This window comes from Shimia sp. W99, from assembly GCF_053851455.3.
In genome coordinates, this window is sequence record NZ_JBSQBU020000001.1 from 483572 (window position 1) to 497843 (window position 14272).

The 14272-nt window shown below is 60.2% G+C and carries 14 protein-coding genes; 4 read left to right on the forward strand and 10 right to left on the reverse strand.

From position 1 onward, the window contains the following. The first annotated feature begins 35 nt into the window (after positions 1–35). Positions 36–1670 (forward strand): L,D-transpeptidase family protein, encoded by a 1635-nt coding sequence (locus ACS3QZ_RS02325; RefSeq protein WP_456036388.1) that lies wholly within the window; start codon positions 36–38, stop codon positions 1668–1670. On the opposite strand, the gene ACS3QZ_RS02330 is transcribed toward ACS3QZ_RS02325, so the two are convergent. After that, complete coding sequence (locus ACS3QZ_RS02330; RefSeq protein WP_456036389.1) at positions 1660–2742, reverse strand: fatty acid desaturase; 1083 nt, start codon at positions 2740–2742, stop codon at positions 1660–1662. The two genes, ACS3QZ_RS02325 and ACS3QZ_RS02330, sit on opposite strands and share 11 nt — an antisense overlap. Before the next feature lie 360 nt (positions 2743–3102). Here ACS3QZ_RS02330 and ACS3QZ_RS02335 point away from each other — a divergent pair, with 360 nt between their 5' ends. From ACS3QZ_RS02335 to ACS3QZ_RS02345, 3 genes are all read left to right on the forward strand, one after another. Continuing rightward, on the forward strand, positions 3103–4107 hold the full coding sequence (locus ACS3QZ_RS02335) for a DctP family TRAP transporter solute-binding subunit (RefSeq protein WP_456036390.1): 1005 nt from the start codon (positions 3103–3105) through the stop codon (positions 4105–4107). Positions 4108–4271: 164 nt separating this feature from the next. Beyond that, positions 4272–4937: a TRAP transporter small permease gene (locus ACS3QZ_RS02340; protein WP_456036391.1), complete on the forward strand. Its 666-nt coding sequence runs from the start codon at positions 4272–4274 to the stop codon at positions 4935–4937. Next, positions 4937–6316, forward strand: a complete 1380-nt coding sequence (locus ACS3QZ_RS02345) for a TRAP transporter large permease (RefSeq protein ID WP_093092800.1) — start codon at positions 4937–4939, stop codon at positions 6314–6316. Before ACS3QZ_RS02340 ends, ACS3QZ_RS02345 begins: the two co-directional genes overlap by 1 nt. 138 nt (positions 6317–6454) lie before the next feature. On the opposite strand, the gene ACS3QZ_RS02350 is transcribed toward ACS3QZ_RS02345, so the two are convergent. From ACS3QZ_RS02350 to ACS3QZ_RS02390, 9 genes are all read right to left on the reverse strand, one after another. Further along, a complete protein-coding gene (locus tag ACS3QZ_RS02350) occupies positions 6455–6883 on the reverse strand; it encodes a GFA family protein (protein ID WP_456036392.1) in 429 nt (142 codons plus the stop codon). A 95-nt stretch (positions 6884–6978) separates the two neighbouring features. Next, a complete protein-coding gene (tpiA, locus tag ACS3QZ_RS02355) occupies positions 6979–7728 on the reverse strand; it encodes a triose-phosphate isomerase (protein WP_456036393.1) in 750 nt (249 codons plus the stop codon). 72 nt (positions 7729–7800) lie between these two features. Further along, positions 7801–8223: a HesB/IscA family protein gene (locus ACS3QZ_RS02360; protein WP_456036394.1), complete on the reverse strand. Its 423-nt coding sequence runs from the start codon at positions 8221–8223 to the stop codon at positions 7801–7803. Positions 8224–8327: 104 nt separating this feature from the next. After that, entirely contained in the window at positions 8328–9536 is a 1209-nt protein-coding gene (locus ACS3QZ_RS02365) for a glycerophosphodiester phosphodiesterase family protein (RefSeq protein WP_456036395.1), read from the reverse strand. Positions 9537–9640: 104 nt separating this feature from the next. Then, positions 9641–10003 (reverse strand): SUF system Fe-S cluster assembly protein, encoded by a 363-nt coding sequence (locus ACS3QZ_RS02370; protein ID WP_093092792.1) that lies wholly within the window; start codon positions 10001–10003, stop codon positions 9641–9643. Positions 10004–10126: 123 nt separating this feature from the next. After that, positions 10127–11569 carry a 30S ribosomal protein S6--L-glutamate ligase gene (gene rimK, locus ACS3QZ_RS02375; RefSeq protein WP_456036396.1) on the reverse strand — a complete coding sequence of 481 codons (1443 nt, stop codon included), beginning with the start codon at positions 11567–11569 and terminating at the stop codon, positions 10127–10129. An 85-nt stretch (positions 11570–11654) separates the two neighbouring features. Continuing rightward, positions 11655–11930: an NfeD family protein gene (locus tag ACS3QZ_RS02380; protein ID WP_456036397.1), complete on the reverse strand. Its 276-nt coding sequence runs from the start codon at positions 11928–11930 to the stop codon at positions 11655–11657. Continuing rightward, a complete protein-coding gene (locus ACS3QZ_RS02385) occupies positions 11927–12820 on the reverse strand; it encodes an SPFH domain-containing protein (RefSeq protein WP_456036398.1) in 894 nt (297 codons plus the stop codon). Before ACS3QZ_RS02385 ends, ACS3QZ_RS02380 begins: the two co-directional genes overlap by 4 nt. Before the next feature lie 131 nt (positions 12821–12951). After that, positions 12952–14142 carry an MFS transporter gene (locus tag ACS3QZ_RS02390; protein WP_456036399.1) on the reverse strand — a complete coding sequence of 397 codons (1191 nt, stop codon included), beginning with the start codon at positions 14140–14142 and terminating at the stop codon, positions 12952–12954. Between the last annotated feature and the right edge of the window lie 130 nt (positions 14143–14272).

A 14272-nucleotide genomic window follows, 5' to 3' on the forward strand; every position in this document is an offset into this window, starting at 1 on the left:
GATGAAAACGCAGGATGGGCATGAAGGGGCAGGGTATGATGAGAACCGGTGTGAAGCGGGTGGCGGCGGCGGTGTTGGTTTCTGTCGCGGTGATGGGCTTCGGCGGGGCCATGGCTGGACCTGTTGAGCGCGAAATAGAGGCGATGGCGCTGGCGCTGGGCAGTACAGCGCAGAGTGAAACAGGGCAGCGTGAAATCGAAACCGAGGCGTTCGTGCCAAGGTTTTATGCGCTGAGGGGGTTCGCCCCTGCATGGATGGCGCCGGATTCGGCCACAGCGCTGTTTCGGGAACTGGAGCGTGGGGTTGCGCAGGGTTTTCAGGAACAGGATTTCCGACTGGCCGAGTTGCGGGCGTTTTATGAGCGCGCGCGCGAGCGCGGCGCGCCCGAAGACATCGCCGCCTACGAATTTCTGGCCAGTGATGCGGCGGCGCGTCTGCTGAGCTTTGTGATTTTTGGCAAGGTTGATCCCACCGCCTTTGACAAGGACTGGAACTTTGACCGCCTTGTCCTGCAGCAGGATCCGGCAGAGGTGGTAAATGCTTATCTTGCGGCAGAGGGGTTCGGCGCGCTGATGGCGCGGGTCACGTTGGGGGCCGCGCAATACCGTGATCTGGTCACGGCCCTGGCACGCTATCGCGAGATTGCCGCTGCAGGAGGCTGGCCGCAGGTGCCCTCGGAAGATGTTCTGAAACCCGGTGACGTGGCCGCGGCGGTCGAAGCTTTGCGCTATCGGCTGGCGGCGGAAGCTGCGCTCAATGCGGGGCAGATCCTGCCTGAGGCCCCGGAGACCGGCGAGCCTGCGGCGTGGCTTTACGATGCGAACCTGCAAGAGGATGTGAAGGTTTTTCAGGCGCGTCACGGGCTTGAGGCGGACGGGGTGATCGGGGAGAAGACCTTTCAGGCCCTTAACCGTACTGCCGCGGAGCGCGTGGACCAGATCCGGCTCAGCCTTGAACGGGCGCGCTGGATCATGCGTGACCTTGGTGCGGAATACGTTCTGGTCAATATCGCGGGTGGGCGGACCTATTACATCAAGGGGGACGATGTTTGGACCACGCGGTCGGTGACGGGATCGCAATATCGTCAGACCCCGGTGTTCCGCGACAATATCCAGTACATGGAGATCAATCCGACATGGACGGTGCCCCGGTCGATTTTCCTGAAGGACAAGCTTGCGCGTATCCGGGAGGATCCGGGGTATCTGGAGCGGGGAGGCTATGTCGTCAAGAACGCCGAGGGGCGGGTGATCCCGGCGGAGACTGTCAACTGGGCGGCGGACAATCCGGGGGTGACGCTGATGCAGATGCCGGGGCCGAAGAATGCGCTGGGGCGGGTCAAGTTCATGTTCCCCAACAAGCACGCGGTCTATCTTCATGACACCGACAACCCGGCCCTGTTCCAGCGCAATGAGCGCAACCTGAGTTCAGGCTGTGTGCGTCTTGAGCATCCTTTCGAATTTGCCAATTTCCTGATGGAGGGCGCGCCGGATTGGAATCGGGCGCAGTTGCAGGCCATTCTTGACAGCGGAAAGACCACGCGCATCGACCTGCCGCGCCCGGTGCCGGTGCTGCTGACCTATTGGACGGCGTGGGTCGAGGCGGGTGCGGTGCAGTTTCGCGAGGACCTGTATGGACGCGACGCCGCAGTGCTTGAGGCGCTTAATCGTTGAGCGTCTTTCCGGCGCAGCGTGCGCTTTGGTCATGCTGGTGCAGTTCGAGATCCCGTGAGGGTGTAAAATCGCCTTTCACGTGGTCCAGCCAGCAGCCGAAATAGGACTTCTCGGCCTCGGCATGGAACACCTCGGGCGCGCCTTTGTGCAGGGCGGGCAGGCGGGTCCATGGCACGTTGGGGAAACTGTGATGTTCGTTGTGATAGCCGGTGTTGAACAACAGCCAGTTGATCGGCCCATAGGTGGAGCGGGTCGGGTTCTCCATGTCCATGCCGGGATGTTCCGAGAGCGATTGACCAAGGTTGGAGATGCCCAGCTTGCCCAGGAAGAAAGACGCGGTCCAGAGATGATAGATAAGGGCCCACGGACCCAGAACAATGAGCATCACCACATTGGAAAGGATCGACACCCCAATGAACGGGGCCATTTCGCGTGAGGTGGGGCGGGTGCCGGTGTAGCGTTCGACCGGGTCGTGCTGGGGTTTGCCGGATGCCCATTCATAAACGCGCGGCAGGATCAGGTCATTCAGGACCAGCGTTCCCAGCGGCAGGGCGTGGATAAACAGGGTAAGACCGGTGAGGATATTCTGCAGCCCCGGCGAGGTTTCCCCGATATACTGGCGCGCTTGCAGGGCGCAGAGGTCCTCGTGTTCATAATCCCTCGCATAGTCGCCAATGAAGGGGTGGTGGCTCGTGATGTGCTGATGCTGGTAGACCAGCTGCTTGCCATAGGTCGTCAGGATGAATTCGAGCCCGAGATCAAAGCCGAGCTTGGCAGCCGGGGCGCGGAAGATCAGCTTGTGGCAGGTTTCGTGGATCAGCGATGCCGCCGAGTGATAGACAATCTGCCCGATGAGGAAAGCCGTGAGACCGATCACGAGAATGCTTTGTCCCGACACCAACCAGGCAATGCCCCAGTGGACCGCAAGCAGGACGGGCAGGGCCAGCACCGTGAGCGGTTGGGTGCCCGAAAGATCGGCCAGCTCGGGATGTGCCCGGACGGCTTCGCGGCGCATGTCGTTGTGACGACGCGATTGCGGAGAGATGCGGTTGCGGGTGGTTGTTTCGGTCATGGGAGTGCAATGCGCTGAAAAAGTTGGGCGCAGTCTATCGCCGTGAAAAGGCGGGTCAACAAGCCGAATCGAAACAGGTTGACGCAGGCGCATGGCCGCCTGCCGCTGAGCGCATGGTTTGTGCGGATTTTCGCACAAACTCCCTCGACCTCGTGCGGAAATTCGCACGAAAGGAAAGATGCGCACTATGGATTATGTCGGTTTTCCGTCACATTTCCTTGAAATTGCTTGAAAAATAACCACGGCGCCCACCGCGCAAACAAACTGTTGAGGCGCGCTCTTGAAGGCGTCACAGTTTTCCTGTGCCGCCCCGTCGGGCGGAAACCATGGACTGAAAAGAAAACCTGGGGAGGAGCCCACATGAAATTTCTGACCACCGCCGCAACAGCGCTCGCACTGGCCGTGACCGCCGGAACCGCCGCGCAAGCCGCCTGTGATGACGGCGAGATCGTCATCAAGTTCAGCCACGTGACCAACACCGACAAGCACCCCAAGGGGATCGCCGCGTCGCTGCTTGAACAGCGCGTGAACGAAGAGATGAACGGCAAGGCCTGCATGGAAGTTTTCCCGAACTCGACGCTGTACAATGACAACAAGGTTCTCGAAGCCATGTTGCAGGGCGATGTGCAGCTTGCCGCGCCGTCGCTGTCGAAATTCGAAAAGTTCACCAAGAAATTCCGCATCTTCGATCTGCCCTTCATGTTCAAGGATGTGAACGCGGTTGACGCATTTCAGGCATCGGACGCAGGTCAGGGTCTTCTGGACAGCATGCAGCGCCGCGGCCTGCAGGGTCTGGCCTACTGGCACAACGGCATGAAGCAGATGTCGGCCAACGTGCCGCTGGTTTCGCCGACCGATGCAAACGGACTCAAGTTCCGCGTGCAGTCGTCGGACGTGCTGGTTGCCCAGATGGAAGCCATTGGCGGTTCGCCCCAGAAGATGGCCTTCTCGGAAGTCTATGGCGCGCTGCAGCAGGGCGTTGTGGACGGACAGGAGAACACCTGGTCGAACATCTACGGCAAGAAGTTCTTTGAAGTTCAGGACGGCGTAACCGAAACCAACCACGGCATCATCGACTATCTCGTCGTGACCTCTGTTGACTGGCTGGACAGCCTGGAGCCCGACGTGCGTGACCAGTTCCTGACCATTCTGTCGGAAGTGACCGAAGTGCGTAACGCCGAGTCGACTGCGGTGAACAACGCGGCCAAGCAGTCGATCATCGACGCCGGCGGCACGATCCGCAGCCTGACCGCAGAACAGCGTCAGGAATGGGTCGACGTGATGAAGCCCGTCTGGGACAAGTTCTCGGATGACGTAGGGCAGGAAAACATCGACGCGGCACAGGCCATCAACGCGGCGATGTAAGTCAGCTTGACTGACAGGAAAACTTTCACGGGACAGTGAAAATGAGGCGGGCGGGCCGCGAATGGTCCGCCCGACTTGTATCAAGAGAGTGAAATCAGGCCCCCAAAGACCTTGCTTGAACAGGGAATGGCCGATTTGCTCCAAAACCACGGGACACGGGAACAATGCATCACAAACATAGCTTTGTGGACCGGATCGAGGAGACGCTGATCGCGATACTCCTTGGGCTCATGACGGCGGTGACCTTCGCCAACGTGATCGCCCGGTTCGGCTTCAACTCTAATATTCTCTGGGCGCTGGAACTCACAGTGTTCATGTTCGGCTGGCTGGTGCTCTTGGGCGCCTCTTATGCGGTCAAGAAACACAGCCACCTTGGGGTGGACGCCATTCTGAACATGGTGTCGCCGGGAGTGGCGCGCGTCATGGGCATGGTATCGGTGGCATGTTGCCTCGTGTTCTCGATGTTGCTGCTCAAGGGGGCGTATGACTACTGGGCCGTTTTTGCCGACTTGCCGCCGACCTCCGGGCGCTGGTTCCCGACCGGGTTCGAGGACAAGTTCCGCAGCCAGTCCTTCTATGAAGTGCAGGACGTGCCCATGGTCGGCTTCCTGAGCTTCCTTGAAGACTGGATCAACTATGGCGAGGAATACGAGAAGCTGCCCAAGGTGGTGCCGTATCTCGTGTTGCCGGTGTCGATGTTCCTTTTGACTTTCCGCTTTTTCCAGGCGGCCCTTCAGATCTGGCGCGGTGAGACCGACCGTCTGGTGGCAAGCCATGAGGTGGAAGACGAGATTGAAGAAGTACGCGCTCAGCAGGGGGAGCATGACTGATGGAAGTGGTTCTCTTGTTTGCGATGGTGATCGGCCTCTTGCTGATCGGGGTGCCGATTGCGGTTTCCCTTGGTCTGAGCTCGATCATGTTCTTGCTGTTGTTCTCGGACGCGACGCTGGCGTCGGTTGCGGGGACCCTGTTCGAAGCTTTTGAAGGACATTTCACCCTTCTTGCGATCCCGTTCTTCATCCTTGCGTCGTCTTTCATGACGACCGGGGGCGTGGCGCGCCGCATCATCCGGTTCTCGATTGCCTGTGTGGGCCATCTTCCGGGCGGTCTGGCGATTGCGGGCGTGTTTGCCTGTATGATGTTCGCAGCCCTGTCTGGGTCGTCCCCGGCAACCGTTGTGGCGATCGGGTCGATCGTGATCGCGGGCATGCGGCAGGTGGGCTATTCCAAGGAATTCGCCGCCGGTGTGATCTGTAACGCGGGTACGCTGGGCATCCTGATCCCGCCGTCGATCGTGATGGTGGTTTACGCCGCCGCCGTGGAAGTGTCGGTGGGGCGGATGTTCCTTGCCGGGGTTATTCCGGGCCTGATGGCGGGTGTCATGCTGATGGTGACGATTTACGTGATGGCCAAGGTCAAGAACCTGCCCAAGGGTGACTGGCTGGGCTGGGGCGAGATCTTTACCGCGGGCCGCGAGGCGGGCTGGGGTCTGTTCCTGATCGTGATCATCCTTGGCGGGATCTACGGGGGCATCTTCACGCCGACCGAAGCCGCCGCCGTGGCCGCCGTCTATTCCTTCCTGATCGCGTCCTTCATCTACAAGGACATGGGACCGCTCTCGGAGGAGGCCAATGGCGGTGAGAAGTCGAGCCTGCTGCGCAAGCCTTATGCGCTGATCACGGCCTTCTTCCATGGCGACACCAAGCACACGCTGTTCGAGGCGGGCAAGCTGACTGTGACGCTGTTGTTCGTGATCGCGAACGCGCTGATCCTCAAACATGTTCTGACCGAACAGCAGGTGCCACAGCACATCGCCGGTGCGATGCTGAGCGCGGGCTTTGGTCCGGTGATGTTCCTGATCGTGGTCAACGTCATCCTGCTGATCGGTGGTCAGTTCATGGAGCCGTCGGGCCTTCTGGTGATCGTGGCGCCGCTGGTGTTCCCGATCGCGATCCAGCTGGGCATCGACCCGATCCACCTGGGTATCATCATGGTGGTGAACATGGAGATCGGGATGATCACGCCACCTGTGGGTCTCAACCTCTTTGTGACCTCGGGGGTTGCGGGGATGCCGATGATGGGGGTTGTGCGCGCCGCGCTGCCGTTCCTCGCCGTGCTCTTCGTGTTCCTGATCATGGTGACCTACATCCCGGCGATCTCGACCTTCCTGCCCAATACGTTCATGGGACCAGAGATCATAACCAACTAGCGTTGGTGATGAGCGAAAAAGAAGCGGCCCCTGCAGATTTGCGGGGGCCGTTTTTTTGCCGTGGAGGTTGGGGGCGCTGCCCCCGTCGTCGCAAGCGACAACTCCCCCGGGATATTTCTGGCAAAAGGAAATTGCGGGTCAGCAAGAAAGCTCACCAAGATCCTTGGGAGCGTGGAGGAGGGTGCCTTCGTATTTCGGCAAGCTGTCCGAGATCTCCAGCCAGGGCAGTTTGCTTTGATAGTTGACATGGAATGTCGGGGAGAAGTGCTCGGGGTCTTCCAGAGAGGCCGCGTAGAGATGCATGCCGCCCGCGTAGTGGTCGGCTTCGAATGCCATCGGTGAGCCGCAGGAAGCGCAGAAGTGGCGGTAGACGCCAGGAGAGCTTTCCCGTGTTTTGGGCGCCGCGCCGGTCCAGCGGAACTGACAAAGCGGAACGCCGACCCAGGCGACGAGCGGTGCCGCACAATTGCGACGGCAGTCGTCGCAATGGCAATAGCAGGACCAAGTCGCGTCGCCGTCAAATTCCCAGAGGGTTTGACCGCACAAGCAATGTCCGTTTGTTGTCATGTTTCCCCCGGTGGTCGGCAACAGCCTGCGGAACCTCGAGGCCCGGTGCATGTCCGGGCGGGACGGAAACGGGAAAAAAAACGACCTATTGGGGGTCAGGCGGCGGAGAGCGCGTCAATGATGGCGCGGAAATCGTTCGCTTTCAGGCTGGCGCCGCCCACGAGGGCGCCGTCGACATTCGGCACCGAGAAGATTTCGGAGGCATTGTCCGGCTTGACCGAACCGCCATAGAGCAGGCGCACGGATCGCCCCACGCCGGGGCCGAAGCGGCGTTCGAGGCGGGCGCGGATGAAATCATGCACTTCGCCGATCTGGGCGATCGTCGGAACCCGGCCCGTGCCAATCGCCCAGATCGGTTCATAGGCGACAACGAGATTTTCGCCGGTTGCGTTGTCGGGGATCGACCCGGCCAGCTGGCCGCCGATGATGTCGAGCGTGTTGTCGGCCTCGCGTTGGGCAAGGCTTTCGCCCATGCAAACAATCGCGGTCAGTCCGGCCGCCCAGGCGGCGCGGGCCTTGGCGCGTACGTCTTCGTCGTGTTCGTCGTGGTCTTCGCGGCGTTCGGAATGGCCGAGGATCACCGCGCTGGCTCCGGCGTCGCGCAGCATTTCGGCGGAAATCTCGCCGGTATGCGCCCCCGACCCATTGGCGTGGCAATCCTGTCCACCAAGGGCAATGGCGCTATCGCGGACAGCGTCGGCAGCGCGGGAGAGAAGCGTCGCCGGGGGGCAGATCAGGATATCAGTCTCGTTTGGCGCGGGAGCGTCGGCCAAGGTGCGCAATTCGACGAGGGCATCGCCCAGACCGTTCATTTTCCAGTTCCCGGCGGCCAGTTTGCGACGCATGTTCAACCCTCATCGTTCAAATATTGTTTGAACGGTTTTGAGTGCTGATGTGAACGAGGTCAAGGGGGTGGATCAGCCCAGACGGGGCGGGGCGCCCGTGGCCTGTTCGGTGGCCTGTTCGGCGGCCTGTTCCTCGGCCAGTTCGTCGACGTCCTTGAACTTGATCGATTCACCGCAACCGCAGGCATCGGCCACGTTCGGGTTGTTGAACTTGAACCCGGATTCCAGCAGGGATACGTGGTAGTCGATCTCGGTCCCGAAAAGAAACATCTGGGCCATGGGGGCGATCATCACGCGGGCGCCGTCCTGTTCGACCACCTCGTCATGAGGGTCGGTCTCGTTGACGTAGTCCATGGTGTATTCCATGCCCGCACAGCCGCCCTTTTTCACACCGATGCGCAGGCCGGCATGTCCGTCCTTGTCCATCAGCTTGCGGATTTGCGCAGCGGCGGCCGGGGTGATGGTAACGGCCTGTTTTCCGGGGATACCGAACATGGGGTTATTTCCTCGCGTTTCCATGACAAAATAGGTCAGGATTGCGGAGGTATCAAGGTCGCCCCGCCGAAAATGCGGCGGGGCGTGTTTGCCGTGTTTCCAGGTTAGGAGGCGTCGGAAAGGAGGCAGTTGGCGTAGTAGGTCACGGTGGCGGGCCAGTCCGAGAACATGCCTTCGATGCCGACGTCCTGTGTCAGAACATGCAGCAGTTCGAAATACATCGCGTCGTTGCTGGTGACATCCTTGAGCGACTGGAAGTACCAGCCGCCGCCATTGGCGAGCGGACCGGAGCGTTCAAGGGTCCAGGTGATCAGCTTGAGGCCGGCGTCGTTGGCGGCCTTTGCATAGGCCGAGGGGACAATCCTGTCATGTTCGACGGCGACCAGCATCCACATTGGCGGAGCGATGTAATTGACGCCCTTGGCCTTGAGGTCGGCAAAGTCATAGGGGAAGGTCGCGGCGTCGTTGGGATTGAAGCCTTCGAGATTGTAGGATGCGTCCAGAAAGACGGCCTGTTTTCCGAATTCCGGTTCGTTTTCAATCCAGTATAGCACGTCTTCAAGGTTGAACGACTGGGCCCAGACATCCGAGGCGGGAATGCCAGCGGCCTTGTATTCGTCGATCAGCTTCTGGGCATAGTCGGCCTGGGTGAAGCCATCGAAAGGCATTTCGACCGAGGGGCTTTTCAGTTCGGGCGTGAATTTGGCGCCGAGATCGCGGAACAGGGCGATCGATTCGGCGTGGGTCATCAGCGTGCCTTTGGTGGCGTAAAGATCGGTGCGCCAGCCAGCTGTGCCGTCAAGGTAGGCCGTGACGGTGGTGGCCGATTTGTCGGCGGCGTCCATCTTGCCGTTCAGGCTACGAAACTCGGCCAAGGTGATGTCCGAGGTGCGGCATTCGGCGCTGGCCTTGCTGTCACCATTGGCTGGAGAGAACTCTGCGGTGCATTTGTCGGCCAGATCGGTGGCAAGGATATTGGTGGTGGTGTGCAGGTCGTTCTGGGCGTGACGGCAGACCAGTTCTTTGTCCTTGGTGAACGTTACATCGCATTCGAGAATGCCGGCCCCCATGCGGGCCGCCGCACGATTGGATTCGATGGTGTGTTCGGGGAACATCAGCGGCGCACCACGGTGCCCGATGGAAAAGGGGTGCGGCTTCATCGTCATGTCCTTGCAGGATTCCAGCCGCTGTTTCAGCGGGCCGTCCTGCATCTGGTCAATCAGGTAATAGGGGCGGGGGCCCAGTTCGACCTCGGCAGCAAGCGCCGGGATCGGGGCGATGGCAAGGCCAGTGAGAAGAATAGTGCGCAACATCTGCGGACACTCCCATAAGTTGGAATAATGTCCGTGTCTTGTCGTGCCAATATGACGGGGCCTTGGCAGCCCGGTAAAGGAATGATGATGCTTGGGTAACGGTTTTACATAAAGCCGAGTTCAAGCCGGGCTTCGTCGGACATCATCTCCATGCCCCACGGAGGCGACCAGACCAGTTCAACCGTGACGTTGCGCACGCCGGCCACGCCTGCCACGGCTTCTTGAACCCAGCCGGGCATTTCGCCCGCCACCGGACAACCCGGCGCGGTGAGGGTCATGATGATGTGCACATCGTTTTCTTCGGAAATCTCGATCGTGTAGACAAGCCCAAGGTCATAGATATTGACCGGAATCTCAGGGTCATAGACGCTCCGACAGGCTTCGACCGCCTGCTCGTGCAGGGGGTGATCCGTGCTGGAGGGGGCAATCAGGGGAGTGCCTTCTACGGGGTCTGGTGCCTGGGTCATGTCATGTCCTGCGTCATTCCTGAGTGTTCATATAGGGAATATGCCGGGCGAGGTCCAGAGGCCGAAACGAGGCATTTTGCCGATGACACCCTTGTGCGTATTCCGGGCGAGACCTGCTCGCAGTCATTTGGCGGACTTGCGGCGGCGCACCGGGGCGGGGCGGACGCGCAGCTCGATCTCTTCGTAGAGTTTTTCCACCTGGTTGCGCTTGGTCGCTTTCTCGATGCCTTCCAACCCGGGGGATGAGTTCACCTCGAGCACTTTGGGTCCTTCGGAGCTGCGCAGCAGGTCGACCCCGGCAAGGTTCAGTCCAAACGCCTTGGCCGCCTTAAGCGCGGCGTCGCGTTCGGCCTTGGAGATGCGCGCGGCGCGCGCTGTGCCGCCCTGATGCAGGTTCGAGCGGAAATCGCCCTCGGCCCCGGTGCGCAGCATGGCGCCGACAACCTTGTTGCCGATCACGAGGCAGCGCAGGTCTTCGCCAGCTGCTTCCTTGACGAATTGCTGTACAAGGAAGTTGGCCTTGAGACCACGAAACGCGGAGATCACGGATTCGGCGGCCTTCTTGGTTTCGGCGAGCACGACCCCTTTGCCCTGGGTGCTTTCCAGAAGCTTGACGATCAGCGGGGCGGACCCGACGAGGTCGATCAGGTTGCGCGTGTCCTTGGGCGAGTTGGCAAAGGCCGTGACCGGCATGTCGATGCGGTGGCGCGATAGAACCTGATGGGCGTGCAGTTTGTCACGGCTGGCGGTGATGCCTGCGGAACCGTTCACACAATAGGTTCCGATGGTCTCGAACTGGCGGATCACCGCGGTGCCATAGGGCGTGATCGACGCCCCGATACGCGGGATCACGGCGTCATAACGGGGCAGGCGCTTGCCGTCGTAATGCACTTCGGGGTTCTTCGAGTTGATCGCCATATAACAACGGGTGGTGTCGATCACCTCGACGGAATGGCCCCGCTTTTCCCCTTCTTCCACAAGGCGGCGGGTCGAGTAGTTGTCTTCACGTGACAGCACGGCGATGCGCAGGGCGCGTTTGGGGGCGTCCTTGCGCATGGAGGTGGAATGGTAGACGTCATAGCTCAGTTCCGGCTGGCAGAACCGGTCCGTGGCAACAATCGAGATGTGATCGCGCAACGCCTCGCGGCCCAAAAGCATGTGGCTGGCCATGCCCAGGCGGTTGGTCAGGGTCAGTTCGATCGGCCAGGCTTCGTGGCCGACGACGAGGGTCGAGCTGATCACGTAGCGCTCTTCGCTCTCGCCATTGGAGGATGTGACGGTGCGCCGGTCAATGATATCGGCGGAACAGGGGATCACGAGATCGTCGCGCCCCGGAATGGGGTGCACGGCAAAACGGACTTTCGGCGCGTTCTTGGGACCAAATGTCTCAATGTCAAAGGCGTGCAGGGAAGAGGTGCGTGCGCCGGTATCGACCTTGCACTTGAGCGCGGGCAGACCGAGATCCGGCAGGCCGACCCATTCCTCCCAACCAAAGCGCAATATCTGGCTGCCGCCGTCGGCGGTGGGGGCTTCCGGGTCGTACTGGCTTTGATCGGTATCGCTCATCAAACGGTTTCCTTGGCTGACAGGCAGAATCACCCCTTGTGGAGCGAGGTCCTTTTATAGGCTTTGTCGTGCGGGAATGTCCGGTTCAATCGTTGATATCGTGATCGAAGGTTTTGACCTGCCCTTTTGGTAACGCAAAAAAGCGGCGTAGCAGCAGCCAAGCGGCAAGCGAAAGCGCCGCAAAGATCAGGAGCAGCATGGGAATGGACAAAAGGGACGCAGGCCCCAACACCATCAGGCCGACAATCGCCGCCGCAATCGCAAAGCCCAGAAACACAAAGCCCGGCACGAGGACTTCGAGAATCGCGAGCACCAGCGCAAAGGCCAGCCACACCCACCAGGTTGAAAGGAGTTCATTCATTTGCCGGTTCCCTTCAGCATTTTGAACGCGTCGCCAAACGCTTCAAGCGCCTGTGCGGGAACAATGATGGTTTGCTGCCCCTGTCCGGCACCAAGGCTGTTCAGTGCCTCGACCTGTTTCAGGGCCACCTGGTATTGCGCGGCCTCGATGCCGTTTTCACGGATCGCCTTGGCCACAACCTCGGTCGCATAGGCTTCTGCGTCGGCCTGAATGCGACGCGCCTTGGCAATCTGTTCGGCGGCATAAAGTTGGGCGTCGGCGTTTAGTTCCACGGCACGCTTGGAGCCCTCGGCCTCGGTCACTTGCGCGCGGCGGGCGCGTTCGGCGTTCAGCTGTTGCAGCATCGCTTCGCGGGTGGCGGCGTCGAGATTTACATCAAGGATTTCCGAGCGCGTCACCTCGATCCCCCAGTCATCCACGGCGTCTTCGACAGAGGCTTTGATGGCAGAGGTCAGCTGTGCGCGGTTCGATTGCACCTCGTCCAGTTCCATCTTGCCGATCTCGGCCCGCACGATCCCGGCAACGGTGGTTGCAATTGCCGCGTCCACGTCGCGGATACGGTAAACCGTCTTTTCCGGTTGGATGATGCGGTAGAAGACCGAAGTGTCCACCTGTAAGAGCACGTTGTCCGAGGTGATCGCGTCCTGGCTCATTGTGGGCAGCTGGCGTTCGAGAATCGAAATTTTGTGACGTGCAACATCCAGAAATGGAACGATAAAGTTAATGCCCGGCCCAAGCACCGCGTGCAGCCGTCCAAAGCGTTCGATCACGAATTTTTCGGATTGCGGCACGATCTTCACGCCCTTGAGGACGATCAGGATGAGGAAAACAGCCCCGAGGATCAGAACGAGATTGCCGGACAGAAGGTCAAGGAAAAGGTCTTCGGGCATAATTTGCTCTCCACTGTCGTACACGCCAATAGGCAAATGAGGGATGAGGCCATCATCTTCAAGCCGGTATGGCGCGAAATGGCCTGACTGTCTCGTGTTTTCTGATAGGGCCAGCATGAGCCTTGGCAGGTTCAGGGGCCTTGAGTTCTGCCCTGCCTGCGGCGGATCAGGCCAAGATAAGCGTGAACCGCTGCACCCAAAGCATAAATGACGGCGATGCAGGTGAAGGCGAGGGGGGCGCCACCTTGGATCAAGACGGTCAGCAGGATCGGTGTTCCGAAAAGATTTCCGATATTTCCCATTTGGGCGAGCGTTCCATTGGCAAGAGCACGGGTTTCCAAAGAGGCGTTCAACTGGGGAACAGAGGCAAAGGTTGCCCCCTGTACCAGACCAAGCATGGCAAAGAGGGCAATGGCCACCGCCCCGACTGGTACGCCAAGTGGCAAAAGGACCAACACCAGCACGGCAAGCAAGAAGCCGAGTGAAACCAGACGAGTGGCTGCGATCCGCGTGAGCAGTAAGGGGACGCACAGAAGCGACACGGTGATGCTTGCCAGTGGCATTGCGCCCGTGATTGCCGCACGCGTTTCGAAAGGCAGGAGTGGCGGCAACAGGGTCAGGAGCGAGACAAAGGTGAGCGTATAGAAGATCCATCCAAGCGAGGCGGCGGAGATATAGGGGGAGCCATAGGATTGTGCGTGCTCCCGCATGATGCGGCGCAGGGACAGCGATGGACGGATCCCCGCCTGGGGAACGACGCGCTTCAGGATCAGGAACAGGCCAATGGCGAGCAGTGCCATGATCGCAGAGTGCACCAAAAACAGCGCTTCGATTCCGGCCGATTGAACCAGTGGCAAGCCGAACCATGCGGTAAGTGCAAAACTAACACCAAAGAACGTGCTCCAGAGCGACAGCGCTGCCCCACGTATTCGGTCGGGGCTGAGCTCGGCGATGAGGGTTGGTGCTGCTACGACGATGCCCAGGTGGGAGAGACCTTCGACCAGACGCGACAACATCATGACCGGAAGGGAAGGCAAGGTCGCCTGCCAGACCGAACAGGCTGCTCCCAGAGCCAAGGATGCAACGAGTATGCGCAAGCTGCCAATTTGCCCGACCAGAGTTCCCGCGACCATACCCAAGACGGCCCCAAGCGCGCTGATCAGGGTCAAGAGCCACCCAGCGGCGTTGCCCGCCTGCGGGTAGGTCGTTGCCTGAAGGATATCGAAAGGGACTGCGATCTTTGCGAACTGCGCCGCGGCCGCCAGTCCTGACGTCCACAGCAGGAAGATGGCAAACACTGAGAAACGGAGCGTGGAATTCATGGTGAGATCAATATCCAAGATGTCCAGCGAATGCCATGGCGCAGGGAGGTTCGCGCCCGAAAGCGGCATGAATTTGGCGGCAGGCGGGCTTGGCAAAAGACGGCAATTGGCGCAAAAGGCTGCGATCAAC

Excerpts from the sequence above, each read along its gene's own strand:
- ACS3QZ_RS02390 (WP_456036399.1), bottom strand. The coding sequence starts at position 14,142 with ATGAATTCCACGCTCCGTTTCTCAGTGTTTGCCATCTTCCTGCTGTGG.
- ACS3QZ_RS02340 (WP_456036391.1), top strand. The coding sequence starts at position 4,272 with ATGCATCACAAACATAGCTTTGTGGACCGGATCGAGGAGACGCTGATC.
- ACS3QZ_RS02335 (WP_456036390.1), top strand. The coding sequence starts at position 3,103 with ATGAAATTTCTGACCACCGCCGCAACAGCGCTCGCACTGGCCGTGACC.
- rimK (WP_456036396.1), bottom strand. The coding sequence starts at position 11,569 with ATGAGCGATACCGATCAAAGCCAGTACGACCCGGAAGCCCCCACCGCC.
- ACS3QZ_RS02370 (WP_093092792.1), bottom strand. The coding sequence starts at position 10,003 with ATGACCCAGGCACCAGACCCCGTAGAAGGCACTCCCCTGATTGCCCCC.
- ACS3QZ_RS02350 (WP_456036392.1), bottom strand. The coding sequence starts at position 6,883 with ATGACAACAAACGGACATTGCTTGTGCGGTCAAACCCTCTGGGAATTT.
- tpiA (WP_456036393.1), bottom strand. The coding sequence starts at position 7,728 with ATGCGTCGCAAACTGGCCGCCGGGAACTGGAAAATGAACGGTCTGGGC.
- ACS3QZ_RS02345 (WP_093092800.1), top strand. The coding sequence starts at position 4,937 with ATGGAAGTGGTTCTCTTGTTTGCGATGGTGATCGGCCTCTTGCTGATC.
- ACS3QZ_RS02380 (WP_456036397.1), bottom strand. The coding sequence starts at position 11,930 with ATGAATGAACTCCTTTCAACCTGGTGGGTGTGGCTGGCCTTTGCGCTG.
- ACS3QZ_RS02330 (WP_456036389.1), bottom strand. The coding sequence starts at position 2,742 with ATGACCGAAACAACCACCCGCAACCGCATCTCTCCGCAATCGCGTCGT.
- ACS3QZ_RS02365 (WP_456036395.1), bottom strand. The coding sequence starts at position 9,536 with ATGTTGCGCACTATTCTTCTCACTGGCCTTGCCATCGCCCCGATCCCG.
- ACS3QZ_RS02325 (WP_456036388.1), top strand. The coding sequence starts at position 36 with ATGATGAGAACCGGTGTGAAGCGGGTGGCGGCGGCGGTGTTGGTTTCT.
- ACS3QZ_RS02385 (WP_456036398.1), bottom strand. The coding sequence starts at position 12,820 with ATGCCCGAAGACCTTTTCCTTGACCTTCTGTCCGGCAATCTCGTTCTG.
- ACS3QZ_RS02360 (WP_456036394.1), bottom strand. The coding sequence starts at position 8,223 with ATGTTCGGTATCCCCGGAAAACAGGCCGTTACCATCACCCCGGCCGCC.